We start from the raw sequence: 16,057 nt of genomic DNA on the forward strand, positions 1-16,057 counted from the left end.
ATGCCCCCGTGACCGTGGCCAGACCGCTTTCCGACCTTGGCCTGACGGCGCGCGCCGGGGCGAATCCCGCAGTGACGGGCCTATGCATCGACAGCCGCAAGGCCGGGCCGGGGGTGCTGTTTGCCGCGCTGCCCGGATCGGTGATCCATGGCGCGGCCTATGCCGAGGGGGCGCTTGCCCGGGGGGCGGTGGCGCTTTTGACCGATGCCGAGGGGGCCGCCCTTGCCACCGAGGTGATCACGCGATACCGCCCCGCCGTCATCGTGGCGCAGGATCCGCGCGCCGCCCTTGCCGCAACGGCGGCGCTGTGGTTCGGGGCGCAGCCCGACTGCATGGCTGCAGTGACCGGCACCAATGGCAAGACCTCGGTCGCGACGTTCACCCGGCAGATCTGGGCCGCCCTTGGCCATGCCGCGATCAATATCGGCACCACCGGGGTCGAAGGGGCATGGACCGCGCCATCGCCCCATACCACGCCCGAACCGCTGACCCTGCATGCCATGCTGGCCGATGCGGCCGGCGCCGGGGTCACCCATGCCGTGATGGAGGCCTCCTCGCACGGGCTGGACCAGCGCCGCCTTGACGGGGTGCGGCTGCGCGCGGCGGGCTTCACCAATTTCACGCAGGACCATCTGGATTACCATAAGACGTTTGACGCCTATTTTGACGCCAAGACGGGGCTGTTTACCCGGCTTCTGCCCGAGGATGGCGTGGCCGTGGTCAATCTGGATGATCCGCGCGGTGCCGATGTGGTGGCCTTGGCGCGGGGGCGGGGGCAGCGGGTTCTGACCGTGGGGCAAGGGGCCGGGGCGGATCTGCGCATCCTTGGTCAGCGGTTCGATGCCACCGGACAGGATCTGCGCCTGCAATGGGCGGGCCAGCCGCATCAGGTCCGGCTGGATCTGATTGGCGGCTTTCAGGCGGCGAATGCCGCCCTTGCCGCCGGGCTTGCCATCGGCGCGGGTGAGGATCCGCAGGCGGTGCTGTCTGTGCTGCACCGCCTGTCGGGGGTTCGGGGCCGGATGGAACGGGCCGCGACGCGGACCAATGGCGCGGCGGTCTATGTCGATTACGCCCATACGCCCGATGCGCTGGCCACGGCCCTGCGTGCGCTGCGTCCGCATGTGATGGGGCGTATCGTGGTCGTCTTCGGCGCCGGTGGCGACCGTGACCGGGGCAAGCGCCCGCTGATGGGGCAGGCGGCTGCCGAAAATGCCGATGTGCTCTATGTCACCGATGACAATCCCCGTTCGGAAGATCCTGCCACGATCCGCGCCGCGATCCTTGCCGCCTGTCCCGAGGCCGATGAGATCGGCGACCGCGCCGAGGCGATCCTGCGCGGGGTTGATGCGCTGGGGCCGGGGGATGCGCTGCTGGTCGCGGGCAAGGGCCATGAAAGCGGGCAGACCATCGCAGGCCAGACCTATCCTTTCGACGATGTCGAACAGGCCTCGGTCGCGGTCGCGGCGCTGGACGGGCTGATCTGATGCCCGGCACCGCAAGGCCTGCCGCATCAGCGCGAAAATTCCCCTGTCGCCTTCACCTTTGTCCAGATACCGCGCAGGGGGTAAGGCGCGCCCGCATCTTTGGGGGCGCAAAGCCCCGCTGCGCCCCGCCTGACCCAAGGATTTGCAACCCGAGAAAGGAGATGATGACATGACCGACCTAACCCCTCTCTGGACCTCGGCCGAGATTGAAGCCGCAACCGGCGGTCGGGCCGCGCGCAGCTTTGACGTTCAGGGAATATCAATCGACACTAGGACCTTGCAGCCGGGCGATCTGTTCGTGGCGCTGAAGGATGCGCGCGACGGGCATGAATTCGTGGCGCAGGCGCTGCAAAAGGGGGCGGCTGGGGCAATGGTCTCGTATCGGCCCGAAGCGCTGGCGGCCGATGCGCCGCTTCTGGTCGTGCCCGATGTGCTGGCGGCGCTGACAGCGCTTGGCGCTGCCGGGCGCGCGCGCCTTGCACCGGATGCCCGGGTGATCGCGGTCACCGGGTCGGTCGGCAAGACCTCGACCAAGGAAATGCTGCGCGCGGCTTTCGAGGCGCAGGGCGCGCTGCATGCGGCCGAGGCCAGTTACAACAACCATTGGGGCGTGCCGCTGACGCTGGCGCGGATGCCCGCCGCAACCCGCATCGCGGTGCTGGAAATCGGCATGAACCATCCCGGTGAGATCGCGCCGCTGGCGCGTCTGGCCCGCCCGCATCTGGCGCTGATCACCACCGTCGCCCCCGCCCATATGGAGGCTTTTGCCGCGATTGGCGGTCTTGAGGCGATTGCCCGCGAAAAGGCCGCGATCCTTGACGGGCTGGAGCCGTCGGGCATTGCCGTGCTGCCCGCGGATCTTGAGGTGACGCCGATCCTGACTTCGGTGGCGTCACTGGCCGGGGTGACGACGCTGATGTTCGGCAGCCATGCGCAGGCCGATTACCGGCTGGCCGATGTGCAGGTCACCGATAGCGCGACCATTGCCCGCGCCCATGCCCCCGCCCTGCCGGGCGAGGAGGGCGGGGCCGGTGGCCCGACGGGCCGGGATCTTCTGTTCAAGTTGTCCACGCCGGGGCGGCATTTCGCAGCCAATGCGCTGGCGGTGCTGGCGGCCTCGGATGCGCTGGGGTTCGATCCGACGATCACCGTCACCGATCTGGGCCGCTGGGCGCCGCCTTCGGGGCGCGGCCGGCGCGAAACTATCCTGCTGGATCCGGTCGAGGGGCTGGAATTCGGACTGATCGACGACGCGTTCAATGCCAATCCCGCCTCGATGGCGGCGGCCCTTGACCTGCTGGCGGCCTGCGCGCCGACCCATGGTATCGGACGGCTGCTCACGGGGCGCCGCATCGCCATTCTGGGCGACATGCTGGAACTTGGCCCCGAGGAAACCGCCCTTCACGCCGCCATCGCCACCCACCCGGCGCTGGCGCAGGTGGCCCTTGTCCATTGCGTCGGTCCAAGAATGCGCGCCCTGCACACCGCCCTGCCGCGCAATCGTCGTGGCCATTGGGTCGAACGGGCCGAAGATCTGGCCGCCATGGCCCCGGCGCTGGTTGATGCGGGCGATATTCTGCTGGTCAAGGGCTCCAAGGGGATCCGGGTCAGCCTTGTGGTTGACGCCCTGCGGAAATTGGGGCAACCGACGGCGGGCCGAACCGAAGGGACGTAACGGATGCTCTACTGGCTGACCGAGTTTTCAGACGGCGGAGATGTGTTCAACCTCTTCCGCTATATCACCTTCCGGGCGGGCATGGCCTTTGCGACCGCGCTGATCTTCGGCTTCATCTTCGGGCGGCCGCTGATCAACCTCTTGCGCCGCCGTCAGGGCAAGGGACAGCCGATCCGCATGGACGGGCCGCAGACCCATCTGGCCAAGGCGGGCACGCCCACGATGGGGGGGCTGCTGATCCTGTCGGCGCTTTTGTTCTCGACGCTGCTTTGGGCACGGCTCGACAATCCCTATGTCTGGATCGTGCTGGGGGTGACGGTGGCCTTTGGTCTGATCGGGTTTGCCGATGACTATGCCAAGGTCTCGAAACAGAACACCAAGGGCGTCTCGTCGCGTGTCCGGTTCCTTCTGGGTCTGCTGATCGCGGCACTGGCCTGCTGGTTCGCCGCCGCATCGCATCCCGAGGCACTGGCGGGGCAACTGGCGCTGCCGGTCTTCAAGAATGTGCTGGTGGATCTGGGGATTTTCTTCATCCCTTTCGGCATGATCGTCATCGTCGGCGCGGCCAATGCGGTGAACCTGACCGACGGGCTGGACGGGCTGGCAATCATGCCGGTGATGATCGCGGCGGGCACGCTGGGCGTGATTGCCTATATCGTCGGGAACTTCAATTACACCGATTATCTGGGCGTCCATTTCGTGCCCGGCACCGGGGAATTGCTGATTTTCACCGCCGCACTGTTCGGGGGCGGGCTGGGGTTTCTGTGGTATAATGCGCCCCCTGCTGCGGTGTTCATGGGCGATACCGGATCGCTGGCCCTTGGCGGTGCGCTTGGCGCAATCGCGGTCTGCGCCAAACATGAGATCGTGCTGGCGATTGTCGGTGGCCTTTTTGTGGTCGAGGCGCTGTCGGTCATCATTCAGGTGCTGTATTTCAAGCGCACCGGGCGGCGCGTCTTCCTGATGGCCCCGATCCATCACCATTTCGAAAAGAAGGGCTGGGCCGAGCCGCAGATCGTGATCCGCTTCTGGATCATCTCGCTGATCCTTGCGGCGATCGGTCTGGCGACGCTGAAACTGCGCTGAAAGCCGTGCGCCGGGGCTGGCCCCGGCGGCAAAGCCTGTTAGCCTGCATCCGGTGCCCACAGGCGGGGCACAAGACAGGCGACAGGCCCGATTGCGCATGACCGACGACCCGCAGACCCGCAGCCCGACCCGGCCCGAGATCCTGCCGCTGGGGCCGGACGGGGTGGTGCTGCGCGTCGCCCTGCGCGCCAGCGATGCTGCCAGCGCCCGGGTGCAGGCCCTTGCCGCCGCCCTGCGCGCGGCCCCGCCGCAGGGCATGGCCGAAATGGCGACCGCGCTTGCCTCGGTCTGGTTGCGCTTTGATCCGGCGCTTGTGTCGCGGGCGGAATTTCTGGCCAGGCTGTCGCCGTTTCTCGACATGCCTGCCGATCCCCCCCCCGCCCCGGTGTTGCGCCGCTGGACGGTCCCGGCGGCCTTTGGCGGGCAGGCCGGGCCGCAACTGGCCGAACTTGCCGCCCTGACCGGTCAGACCGAGGCGGCGGCGGTGGCCGGTCTTTGCGCGGCGGATCTGCGGGTGCTGGCCATCGGTTTCGCCCCGGGTCAGCCCTATCTGGGCCTGCTGCCGCCCGACTGGGACATTCCGCGCCAGACCGCCCTGACACCGCAGGTGCCCGCAGGGGCGCTTGTCGTGGCAGTGCGGCAGGTGGTGCTGTTCGCCAATGCGTCGGCCACGGGCTGGCGGCAGGCCGGGCGCTGCGCTTTCCGGCCCTTCCTGCCTGACCGGGCCCAGCCTTTTGCCCTGCGGGCGGGCGATGCGATCCGCTTTGCCCCGGTGGCCGAGGCCGAGCTTGCCGCGCTGGAAGGCGGTGACGGGCTGGGCGGGGCAAGGCTGGAGTCTCTGGCATGACGGGCGCATCGGGCACGAATGCTGCAAATGCGGCGAAAGACGCGGCACGGTTGACGGTGCTGAGCATCGGGCCGCAGGTGACCGTGCAGGATGGCGGGCGGCCCGGCCATATCGCGCAGGGCCTGTCGCGGGGCGGTGCGGCGGATCCGCTGGCGCTTCTGGAGGCGGCGGCGGTGCTGGGACTGGCGCAGCCCGGCCCGGGGCTGGAACTGGCAGGGTTTGGCGGGCGCTTTCGGGCCGGGGCCGACCTGCGTCTTGCCCTGACCGGTGCGCCGATGCAGGCGGAAATCGAGGGGCAACGGCTGGACTGGAACCGCGCCCATTGGCTGCGTGCAGGGCAGGTTCTGTCCATCGGAGGCGCGACGGCGGGTCAATATGGTTATCTGACCTTTGCCGCGCCGCTGCGCGCGCCTTTGCTGCTGGGCAGTCCGTCGGCCCATCTGGCGGCAGGGCTGGGATCGGTTCTGCGAGCCGGGGACGTGCTGGAATTCGGCCCTGATCCCGACCCCGCCTTACCGATGATCGCCCTGGCGGTGGCCGACCGGTTTTCGGGGGGCAGCCTGCGCATCGCGCCCGGACCGCAGACCGGGCTTTTCGATGCCTCTTGCCGCGCCCGGCTGGCGGAAACCGACTTTCGCCGTGGCGCGCAGGCCAACAGGCAGGGCATGCGGCTGGAGCATCCGGGGGCGGGGTTCAGTACTGCCGCAGCGGCCGGGCTGGTTTCGGATTTCGTGGGACCGGGCGATGTGCAGATGACCGGCGACGGGCTGCCCTATATCCTGCTGGCCGAATGTCAGACCATCGGGGGCTATCCGCGCATCGGCACGGTGATCGGCGCCGATATTCCGCGCGCTTCACAGTCCGGACCGGGTGCGCCCTTGCGATTCCATTGGGTCACCACCGACGAGGCGGACCGCCTGCGCCCCGATCCGCAGGCAATGCTGGCGGCGCTGCGCCGCACCGCGCGCCCGGTGATCCGTGATCCGGCGACGATACCCGATCTGCTGGCCTATCAACTGGTCGGGGGCGTGACGGCGGGTGATGATCTGGACAGGGGGAAGTGAATGCCAAGCGTCGATCTGAATGCCGATATGGGCGAAAGTTTCGGGCCGTGGCGGATGGGCAATGATGCGGGGCTGCTGGATATCGTGACCTCGGCCAATATCGCCTGCGGCTTTCATGCGGGCGATCCCGATGTGATGGCCGCGACGATGCGGCTGGCGCAGGACCGGGGCGTCGGCATCGGTGCGCATCCGGGTTTTGCCGATCTTCAGGGCTTTGGCCGCCGCAGGATGGCAGTTTCGACCGGGGAGCTGGGCAATCTGATCGCCTATCAACTGGGGGCAGCACAGGGCATGGCCCGGGCGATGGGCAGCGAAATCCGGCATCTGAAACTGCATGGCGCATTGTCAAACATGGCCTCAGAGGATGCCGGAATCGCGCGGGCCTGTTTTGAGGCCGCGTTGCGGGTCGCACCGGGGATCACGGTCATGGTGCTGGCCGCCACGGCAATGGAACAGGCGGCGCGTGATCTGGGCTGCGCCTGGGCCGGTGAGATCTTCGCCGACCGCGCCTATGAGGATGATGCAACCCTTGTGGCGCGGGGAAGCCCGGGGGCGGTACTGACCGATCCCGACCGCGCGGCCGGGCGGATCCTGCAGATGCTGCGCGAAGGCGCGATCATCAGCCGCAACGGACGGCGCATCCCGACCCGGATCGACACGATCTGTCTGCATGGTGATGGTGAGAGCGCCCTGCCCATGGCGCAGGGGCTGCGCCGCGCGCTTGAGGCGGCGGGGGTCCGGATCGCGCGGTTCTGAAGGTTTTACGCGGAATGCTGGTCAGGGCAGCGGGGCGCGTTCTCCCCCGCTGCACCGATAGGCGCGATCAGAAAAACGCCTGCAACCCCGTCACGGCGCGGCCAAGGATCAGCGCATGGACGTCATGCGTGCCTTCATAGGTGTTGACGGTTTCCAGATTGACCATATGGCGCATGATCTGGAAATCCTCCTGAATGCCGTTGCCGCCATGCATGTCGCGCGACCAGCGCGCGATTTCCAGCGCCTTGCCGCAATTGTTGCGCTTGATGATGGAAATCATCTCGGGGGCTGCATTGGCCTCATCCATCAGGCGGCCCACCCGCAGGCTGGCCTGCAGGCCAAGGCTGATATCCGTCAGCATATTGGCCAGCTTCAACTGGTAAAGCTGGGTCTGGGCAAGGGGGCGGTTGAACTGCTTGCGGTCCAGCCCGTATTGCCGCGCGGCCTGCATGCAGAATTCCGCAGCCCCCATGACACCCCATGAAATGCCATAGCGCGCGCGGTTGAGACATCCGAACGGCCCTTTCAGCCCCTCGACATGCGGCAGCAGGGCATCCTCGCCGACCTCGACATCCTTGATCACGATTTCACCGGTGATCGAGGCGCGCAGCGACAGTTTGCCGCCGATCTTCGGCGCTGACAGTCCTTTCATGCCCTTGTCCAGCACAAAGCCGCGGATCTTGCCGTCATGCGCCTCGGATTTCGCCCAGATCACGAAGACATCTGCGATCGGAGAATTCGAGATCCACATTTTCGCGCCGTTCAGCACATAGCCATTGGCGGTCTTTTTCGCGACGGTCTTCATCCCCGCCGGGTCCGAGCCCGCGTCGGGTTCGGTCAGGCCGAAACAGCCGATCCATTCGCCGCTGGCCAGTTTCGGCAGGTATTTCTGCCGCTGCGCCTCGGACCCATAGGCATGGATCGGATACATCACCAGACTGGACTGCACCGACATCATGGACCGGTATCCGCTGTCGACGCGTTCCACCTCCCGCGCGATCAGGCCATAGGCGACATAGGACGCGCCCAGCCCGCCATATTCCTCGGGCACCGTGACGCCCAGAAGGCCCATCTCCCCCATCTCGCGGAAGATCGCGGGATCGGTGGCCTCCTCACGATAGGCCGCCGTCACGCGCGGCTGCAGCTTTTCCTGCGCATAGGCACGGGCGCCGTCGCGCAGCATCCGCTCCTCCTCGGTCAGTTGATCCTCCAGCCGGAACGGGTCCTCCCAGTCGAAACGGCCCAGATCCGGGGCATCCTTGGGCTTCAGCTTGGGGCGGGCGGTCTGGTCCATCTGCGGTCTCCGGATCGGGTTTTCCTGACCTTCCTACGCCGAATCCCGGCCTGTGTTCAAATGAATTGCCTTTACAGGTTCATGAGTATTCCGCATGAACCAAGGGATGACACGTCGCAATTACACCCCGACATTGCCCGAATTGCAGGCCTTTGCCGCCTGTGCGCGGCAGGGCACGGCGACGCGGGCGGGGGCGGAACTGGGGCTGACGCAAAGCGCGATCAGCCGCGCGCTGGGGTCGCTTGAGGCACGGCTGGGGGTGGCGCTGTTCCATCGGATCCGTCAGCGCCTTGCCCTGTCGGATGCGGGCCGGGCCTTTCTGCCCGAGGCCGAGCGATTGCTGGCCGATCTGGACCGTGCCGCCCTGACGGTCATGAGCTTCGGGGGCCATCGCGATGTGCTGCGCCTTGCCTGCCTGCCGACCTTTGCCACGCATTGGCTGATCCCCCGGCTGGCGGGGTTTCAGCGTATCGCCCCCGGGATCAGCTTTGACATCACCGCAACCCTGACCGCGCCGGATTTCGACCGTGATCCGCGCGATGCGGCGATCCTGCGGGCGGGCCCGGGGGCAGGGGCGACCCTGCGGGGGGCAGGGCAGGATGTGCTGCTGGAGGAACGGCTGATCGTCGTGGCCGCCCCCGCCCTGCTGCCCGAGGGGGATCTGCCCGGGGATGCGGCCCTGTCGCAACTGCCGCTGTTGCAGCAGGCAACGCGGCCCGATCTGTGGCTGGACTGGTTCCGCGATGCCGGCACCGCGCCGACCCGCATCCTGCGCGGCCCCCGGTTTGAACAGTTCGGCATGGTGCTGGCGGCGGCGCGGGCAGGTCTGGGGGTGGCGCTGCTGCCCGAAGTGCTGGTCGCCTCTGATCTGGCCTCGGGCGCCTTGCGCGCGGCCTCACCGCGCAGCATGGTCACCGCCACGCCTTATGTGCTGATGGCCCCGCCGCGCAGTCATGACCTGCCCGCCTTCACCGCCTTTCGCGACTGGCTGCTGTGTCCCGGGGCGGTCCCCCCCCTCCATTGGTCGCAGGCGGCCCCATGCGGCCTTGACCGCCCGGCGGCGGCCCGCCACCCTGTGGCAGGGCAGGGACCATCACCCCAAGGACAGACCCCCCAAGGACAGGCCCGCAAGGAAGGCAAGCCGTGACCGCGATACCGCATTCCATCGACGCGACCGAAACCCTGCTGGCCGGGCAGGGCTATGTCGCCTCGCGCGCGCTGGCCACCGTGGTGTTCCTGTCGTTGCGTCTGGGTCGCCCGCTGTTTCTGGAAGGGGAGGCCGGCGTCGGCAAGACCGAGATCGCCAAGGTTCTGGCCGCATCCCTGGGTCGCCGCCTGATCCGGCTGCAATGCCATGACGGGCTGGATGCGGCCTCGGCGGTGGCCGACTGGAATTTCGCCGCGCAGATGATCGCGATCCGCACCGCCGAGGCGGCAGGCAATGCCGATCGCGATGCGCTGCGGGCCGAACTGTTCACCGAGGACTATCTGATCGAGCGCCCGCTTCTGGCCGCGATGCGCCCGCAACCCGGCGGTGCGCCGGTCCTGCTGATCGACGAACTGGACCGCGCCGATGAGCCCTTTGAGGCGTTTCTGCTTGAGGCGCTTTCGGATTTTCAGGTCACGCTGCCAGAACTGGGCACGATCCGCGCGCCGGAACCGCCCATCGTGATCCTGACCTCGAACCGCACGCGGGAAGTGCATGATGCGCTGAAGCGGCGCTGTCTTTATCACTGGGTCGATTATCCGGGTGCCGCACAGGAAATGCAGATCCTTGCCGCGCGCGCCCCCGAGGCGCAGGCGGTTCTGTCGCGGGAAATCGTGGCCTTTGTGCAGCGGCTGCGCGCCGAGGATCTGTTCAAGAAACCCGGCGTGGCCGAGACCATCGACTGGGCGAAGTGCCTGCTGGCGTTGGATGTCATCACCCTGACGCCCGAGGTGATCGCCGATACGCTGGGGGCGATCCTGAAATATCAGGACGATATCCAGAAGATCCAGGGATCCGAGGCGCGCCGTCTGCTGGAAGAGGCCCGGGCGGGTCTGGCCCCGGCATGATATCCGCCCCCTTTCATCTTGGCCCAAATACCTCACGGGGGGTGCGGGGGGCGTGAAGCCTCCCGCGCGGTCGATCATGGCTCGATACGCTGATATCCTCCTCCCGGTAGACGGCAAACTTGCCCGGAACATCGGGTATTTCGCCCGCGCGTTGCGCAAGGCGGGCCTGCCCATCGGGCCGGGCCGGGTGATCGACGCGATCCGCGCGGTCGAGGCGGCAGGCTTTACCGAGCGGCGGGATTTCTACTGGGTGCTGCATGCCTGTTTCGTCTCGCGGCCCGAACAGCGCGCGGTCTTCGGGCAGGTGTTCCGGCTGTTCTGGCGTGATCCGCGCTATCTGGAACATATGATGTCGCTGATGCTGCCTGCGCTGCGCGGCGCGCAGGAGGAGCGCAGCGCGCAAGCCGCCGAGAAACGCGCGGCCGAGGCATTGCTGGACGGGGCCGACCGGAACCTGCCCGCGCCCGATGAGGCCGCCCCGCCCGAGGATGCCCCGGTCGAGATCGACGCCTCGCGCACCTTGTCGACCGAGGAACGGCTGCGCAGTCTGGATTTCGAACAGATGTCGACGGCCGAGATTGCCGAGGCGCGGCGCATGCTGGCGCGGCTGTCGCTGCCGGTGAAACCCATTGTCACGCGCCGCCAGCAGCCCGCCGTCAGCGGGCAGGCCGATCCGCGCGCCAGCCTGCGCGCCGCATTGCGCCGGGGCGGAGAGATGTCGCGCATCATCCGGCGCGAACCCCGCACACGCTGGCCGAACCTTGTCGTGCTGTGCGATATTTCCGGTTCCATGAGCCAGTATTCCCGCATGGTGCTGCATTTCGTTCATGCCGTCGCCCATGCAAGGGGGCAGGGCTGGGCGCGGGTCCATGCCTTCACCTTTGGTACGCGGCTGACCAATATCACCCGCCATCTGACGGATCGCGATGTCGATCAGGCACTGGCGCGGGCCGGGGCGCAGGCGCAGGACTGGTCGGGGGGCACGCGGATCGGATCTTGCCTTGCGGCCTTCAACCGCGACTGGTCCCGCCGGGTGCTGGGGCAGGGGGCGGTGGTGCTCTTGATCACCGACGGGCTGGACCGGGATGATGCGGGCGATCTGTCCCGGCAGATGCAACGGCTGCATCTGTCCTGCCGCAGGCTGATCTGGATCAACCCGCTGCTGCGATGGCAGGGATTCGCGCCGAAGGCAGGCGGGATCCGGGCCATGATGCCCCATGTCGATGCCTTCCGCGCGGGCCATTCCATCGCCTCGCTTCAGGCGCTGGCCCGCGCCGTCTCGGACCCGCATGACCGGGGGGAGCGGGAGCGGATGCTGACGGCAATGAGGGCCGGAATGTCGGCACAGCCGGACTGACCGGCAATGCGCTGTGGTCATGATGCGCGTGAGGGCACCGGCGTCCTGCCTTTCGCGGCCCCGCTATCGCATGGCCGGGTGGCGCTATCGCATAACATCGCCGGTTCTTCCAGAAATGGGAACGTAATTGCGCCCTGCGACGTTCTCGCCGCAGACCCCTTCACGGGGAGCGCGACCGTCACCTGTCCTGAAAGGATGCCCGATGAAACGTCTGCTGACCTCGACCACTGCCCTTTCCCTTGCTTTCGCGCCTGTTTCCACCCTGCCTCTGGCCGCGCAGGTGGCGGTGGATACGGCCGGAGGCAGCGCGATCTGCCTGACCGCCGATAATGATCCTTGCCCGGAAGGCGAGGTCTGTTTTCTGGCCGAGGGTGGTGATTGCGCAGGTGAGGGGATCGCGGCCAAGGCCGATGCCGCGCTACAGGCCTCGGGCGGTGCGCCGGGGCTTGTCACGCCCGATATGATGCCGGGGCCCGATATGACGCCGGGGACTGCCGAGGCTGCCCCGGCTGAGGAGCCTGCGGGCGAGGCTGTGCCCGAAGGAAGCCCCGAGACCGCAGAAACGGCTCCGGAAGTGCCCGCGGAAGGGATGCCGGAGGCCCCTGCCGCCGCGGTGGAGGCCGAAGCTGCCGAGGAACCGGCAGAGGAAGCCGCAGCACCGGAAACCCCGGCAGCGGAAGCTGCGGAGGAACCCCCGGCAGCTGAAAGCGCTGAAACCGCGCCTGCTGCTGAGGCGCCCGTGAGCGAACCCGCCGCCGAAGAACCTGCCGCCGAAGACGCTGCAACGGAAGCTCCCGAAGCCGAGGCTCCCGATACGGAGGCTCCCGCCAGCGACACGGCCGCCGATCCTGCGCCCGAGGGCAGCCCCGAGGGCAGCACAGACGATGCCGCGCCCGAGACTGCAGCATCAGAGGCTGAAACACCCGACGCCCAGACCCCGGAAAGCGCCGTGACCGAGGCCCCGGCGGCCCCGGCGGATGCAGAGGCCGAAGCTGCGACTGCAGAACAACCACCGCAGGACGAACCCGGGACCCTTGGTGAGGCCGCGACGGCGCTGCAGGATATCCTCGGGATCACCCCCGATGCGGCAGGCAGCGGAGCCCCGGCTGCCGCGGCTGCCGGTGCGTCCGCCGAAGGTGGGGCCACCGAAGACGAGGCCGCAGGAACAGAAGAGGCGCCGGCCGGCGATGTCACCGAAACCGAGATCACCGAGGAAAATACCCGGTCCAGCGATGAGGAGTTCGCCCCGGCCCGGACCGAGACTGCCGAATCTGACGACCGTGATGAGGGCATGTCCGATCTGGAACGCTTCGGCCTTGTGGCGCTTGGCGCACTTGCGGTCGGTGCGGTGCTGAAGAATGGCGACCGCGTCCTGTCCAATACCGGCGACCGGGTCGTGATTGAGGATGACCGGGGTGCGGTGCGGGTTCTGAAAGATGATGACACCCTGCTGCGCCGCCCCGGATCGCGCGTCCGGACGGAATCCTTCAGTGACGGATCGACCCGCAGCACGCTGGACCGCGATGACGGATCTTCGATTGTCACGATCCGCGATGCGTCGGGCCGGGTGTTGCGCCGCGCGCGTTATGCGCCGGATGGCACTGAACTGGTGCTGATCGACGATCTGCGCGAGGTGGAAACGATTGACATGTCGACCCTGCCGCCGCCGCCCGCCCCGCGGGACCAGACGGTGATTTCCTCGGCACAGGATGCCGGTGACCTTGCCCGCGCCCTCGCCGCGATCGAAGGGCGGGAAAACGCGCGCGCCTACAGCCTGCGGCAGATCCGCGACTATCGTGAAGTCCGTGCGCTGGCCCCGACCATCGACGTGGAAAGCATCACCTTCCGCACCGGTTCGGCGGCAATCGACGTGACCGAGGCTGAAAAACTCAGCCAGCTTGGTGGCTTGATTGCCGAAGTTCTGGTCGAACGGCCCTATGAGATCTTCCTGATCGAAGGCCATACCGATGCGGTCGGATCGGCGGCGTCAAACCTTGCGCTCTCCGACCGCAGGGCGGAATCAGTGGCCCTGGCACTGACCGAGTATTTCGGCATCCCGCCGGAAAATCTGGTGGTGCAGGGCTATGGTGAGGCGGAACTGCGCATCGCCACGCAGACCGATGAGGCACGCAACCGCCGCGCCGCTGTCCGGCTGATCTCACCGCTGATGCGCACCGCTGGTCTGCGCTGACCGCCGCTAACGAGGATCATCCACGCCGCGCCCCTGTCCTGAGGACCGGGGCGCGGTCTTGCATTGTGGTGCTGTCCGCCCCCCAATCCTCCCTTTGCCACCCCACCTTTTGCCACCATTGGACAGTGGCATCCCGCCCCGCTTCGCGACATGATGCGCGGGCCGAGGGAGGACATCATGACCGATGAACGAACCGAAGACATGCCGGAATGCGCACTGGACTGGCACCGCGCCGGGCAGGGCGCGGTGCTGGCCACCGTGATCGAGACATGGGGCTCCGCCCCCCGGCCCGTCGGTAGCCAACTGGCGATCTCGGGCGACGGGCGGATGATGGGCTCGGTCTCGGGCGGCTGCGTCGAAGGCGCGGTCGTGACCGAGGCGCTGGAGGCGCTGGCCGATGGCCGCCCCCGTGTTCTGAGCTTCGGGGTCGCGGATGAAGAGGCGTTTGCCGTGGGGCTGGCCTGTGGCGGGCGCATTTCGGTTCTGGTGGAACCCGTCGGAGCCGGGCCGGATGCCTTGCCCGAGGCGCTGCTGGCCGATCTGGTTGCCGCCCGCGCCAAGGGCCGTGCGGTCGCATTGCTGACCCGTCCGGGCACGGGTGAACGCCGCCTGACGACGGGGGAGGGCGACCCGCTGGCCGGGGTGATTGACGCGCGGATGCGCGCCGACCGTTCGGGGCTGGAAGAGGACGGCTGGTTCATCGCGATCCACAATCCGCCCCTGCGCATGATCGTCGTGGGCGCCGTGCATATCGCGCAGCCGCTATTGCCGATGGCGCGCGCCTGTGGCTATGCGCCGGTGCTGATCGACCCGCGTGGCGCTTTCGGATCGGCGGCCCGCTTTCCGGGTGAGACGATTATGGATGACTGGCCGGATGAGGCGATGGCCGCCCTTGCCCCCGATGCCCGCACCGCAGTTGTCACCCTGACCCATGATCCGAAACTGGATGATCCCGCGCTGATTGCGGCGCTTGCCTCGCCTGCCTTCTATATCGGCTGTCTCGGCTCAACGCGCACCCATGCCAAACGTCTTTTGCGCCTGCGCGAGGCGGGCATTGACGACGCGGCCATTGCCCGCCTGCATGCGCCGGTGGGGCTGGATATCGGCGCGAAATCCCCTGCCGAGATCGCGGTTTCGATCATGGCCCAGATCACCCAGAGACTGAGGCAGGGCTGATGGAGTTTGGCGAGGTTCCGCTGGACCGGGCGCTGTCGGCAATTCTTGCCCATTCTGTGGCGCTGCCCGACGGGCGGCTGCGCAAGGGCAAGCGGCTGCAGCCTGCCGATCTTGACCGTCTTGCGGCGGCGGGGATCGGTTCGGTCACGGTGGCGCGGCTGGCCCCGACGGATGTGGATGAGGATGCAGCTGCCCTTGCCATTGCGCAGGCGCTCGTGCCTGATCCCGCCGCTGCCGGGCTGGACCTGCGCGCGGTCGGCACGGGCCGGGTCAATCTGCATGCGGCGGGGCCGGGCATCCTGCGCGTCGATGCCGCCGCGATCCATGCGCTGAACGCGACCGATCCGATGATTACCGTCGCCACCGCCCCGGAATGGCAGCGGATGGACCGGGGTGGCATGGTGGCGACGGTGAAGATCATCGCCTATGCTGTCGACGGCCCAGCGCTGTCGGCCGCTTGTCGGGCGGGCGGGGCGGCCCTGTCCTTGTTGCCGCCCCGCCGCCGCCGGATCGCGCTGATCCAGACCCGTGTCGATCCGCGCGAGGATGGCGCGAAGGGTCTGGCCGCGATCGCGCTGCGCACGGCGCGTCTGGCGGCGAAGATCACGCAGACCGATCTGGTGGGGCATCGTATCGCTGATCTGGCGGCGGCCATCACGGCCATCCGCGACTGCGACCTGATCCTGATCCTGACCGGTTCGGCCACCTCGGACCCGCGCGATGTCGCGCCCGAGGCGCTGCGCGTGGCGGGCGGGCAGGTCGATCATTTCGGAATGCCGGTCGATCCGGGCAATCTGCTGTTTCTTGGCGCGCTTGGCGCGGTTCCGGTGATCGGCCTTCCGGGCTGTGCCCGGTCCCCCGCGCTGAACGGCGCCGACTGGGTGATGGAACGGCTGATCTGCGGGCAGCCGGTGACGGCGGCGGATATTCAGGGCATGGGCGTGGGCGGTCTGCTGAAAGAGATCCCCACCCGTCCGCGCCCCCGTGATCCGGCAGCCCGCAGGCCGCCTGCCGATCCCGGGCCCGTTTCAGAATCAGATCCCGATCTTCCCGGGACCTGATTTCATCT

The 16,057-nt window shown here is 67.9% G+C and carries 13 protein-coding genes; 12 read left to right on the forward strand and 1 reads right to left on the reverse strand.

The annotated features are described in order from the left end of the window. Positions 1 to 8: 8 nt before the first annotated feature. The 6 genes from JL811_RS03305 to JL811_RS03330 all read left to right on the forward strand — a co-directional run bounded on the left by JL811_RS03305 (position 9) and on the right by JL811_RS03330 (position 6,915). Positions 9 to 1,487 (forward strand): UDP-N-acetylmuramoyl-L-alanyl-D-glutamate--2,6-diaminopimelate ligase, encoded by a 1,479-nt coding sequence (locus JL811_RS03305; RefSeq protein ID WP_337924702.1) that lies wholly within the window; start codon positions 9 to 11, stop codon positions 1,485 to 1,487. Positions 1,488 to 1,656: 169 nt separating this feature from the next. Then, positions 1,657 to 3,162, forward strand: a complete 1,506-nt coding sequence (locus tag JL811_RS03310; RefSeq protein WP_202686902.1) for a UDP-N-acetylmuramoyl-tripeptide--D-alanyl-D-alanine ligase — start codon at positions 1,657 to 1,659, stop codon at positions 3,160 to 3,162. A gap of 3 nt (positions 3,163 to 3,165) precedes the next feature. Continuing rightward, positions 3,166 to 4,248: a phospho-N-acetylmuramoyl-pentapeptide-transferase gene (mraY, locus tag JL811_RS03315; protein ID WP_202686904.1), complete on the forward strand. Its 1,083-nt coding sequence runs from the start codon at positions 3,166 to 3,168 to the stop codon at positions 4,246 to 4,248. Between the two features lie 97 nt (positions 4,249 to 4,345). Further along, positions 4,346 to 5,095 carry a 5-oxoprolinase subunit B family protein gene (locus JL811_RS03320; protein WP_202686906.1) on the forward strand — a complete coding sequence of 250 codons (750 nt, stop codon included), beginning with the start codon at positions 4,346 to 4,348 and terminating at the stop codon, positions 5,093 to 5,095. Next, a complete protein-coding gene (locus JL811_RS03325) occupies positions 5,092 to 6,159 on the forward strand; it encodes a 5-oxoprolinase subunit C family protein (RefSeq protein WP_202686908.1) in 1,068 nt (355 codons plus the stop codon). Before JL811_RS03320 ends, JL811_RS03325 begins: the two co-directional genes overlap by 4 nt. Beyond that, on the forward strand, positions 6,160 to 6,915 hold the full coding sequence (locus JL811_RS03330) for a LamB/YcsF family protein (protein ID WP_202686910.1): 756 nt from the start codon (positions 6,160 to 6,162) through the stop codon (positions 6,913 to 6,915). A gap of 67 nt (positions 6,916 to 6,982) precedes the next feature. On the opposite strand, the gene JL811_RS03335 is transcribed toward JL811_RS03330, so the two are convergent. Next, the gene (locus JL811_RS03335) at positions 6,983 to 8,209 is read right to left on the reverse strand and encodes an acyl-CoA dehydrogenase (RefSeq protein ID WP_202686912.1); all 1,227 of its coding nucleotides are present in this window, start codon (positions 8,207 to 8,209) and stop codon (positions 6,983 to 6,985) included. Between the two features lie 106 nt (positions 8,210 to 8,315). Between JL811_RS03335 and JL811_RS03340 the strand changes: the two genes are divergently transcribed. From JL811_RS03340 to JL811_RS03365, 6 genes are all read left to right on the forward strand, one after another. After that, the gene (locus tag JL811_RS03340; protein WP_202686914.1) at positions 8,316 to 9,356 is read left to right on the forward strand and encodes a LysR substrate-binding domain-containing protein; all 1,041 of its coding nucleotides are present in this window, start codon (positions 8,316 to 8,318) and stop codon (positions 9,354 to 9,356) included. Continuing rightward, positions 9,353 to 10,264 (forward strand): AAA family ATPase, encoded by a 912-nt coding sequence (locus tag JL811_RS03345; RefSeq protein WP_202686916.1) that lies wholly within the window; start codon positions 9,353 to 9,355, stop codon positions 10,262 to 10,264. Before JL811_RS03340 ends, JL811_RS03345 begins: the two co-directional genes overlap by 4 nt. A 76-nt stretch (positions 10,265 to 10,340) precedes the next feature. After that, positions 10,341 to 11,621: a vWA domain-containing protein gene (locus JL811_RS03350; RefSeq protein WP_202686918.1), complete on the forward strand. Its 1,281-nt coding sequence runs from the start codon at positions 10,341 to 10,343 to the stop codon at positions 11,619 to 11,621. A gap of 202 nt (positions 11,622 to 11,823) precedes the next feature. After that, positions 11,824 to 13,812, forward strand: coding sequence for an OmpA family protein (locus JL811_RS03355; protein WP_202686920.1), 1,989 nt, complete (start codon positions 11,824 to 11,826; stop codon positions 13,810 to 13,812). 177 nt (positions 13,813 to 13,989) lie between these two features. Next, positions 13,990 to 14,988 carry an XdhC family protein gene (locus tag JL811_RS03360; RefSeq protein WP_202686921.1) on the forward strand — a complete coding sequence of 333 codons (999 nt, stop codon included), beginning with the start codon at positions 13,990 to 13,992 and terminating at the stop codon, positions 14,986 to 14,988. Then, on the forward strand, positions 14,988 to 16,049 hold the full coding sequence (locus tag JL811_RS03365) for a molybdopterin-binding protein (RefSeq protein WP_202686922.1): 1,062 nt from the start codon (positions 14,988 to 14,990) through the stop codon (positions 16,047 to 16,049). The genes JL811_RS03360 and JL811_RS03365 overlap by 1 nt, the downstream gene beginning before the upstream one ends. The last annotated feature ends 8 nt before the right edge of the window (positions 16,050 to 16,057 follow it).

It is taken from the genome of Szabonella alba, assembly GCF_016765775.1.
Lineage (GTDB): Bacteria > Pseudomonadota > Alphaproteobacteria > Rhodobacterales > Rhodobacteraceae > Szabonella > Szabonella alba.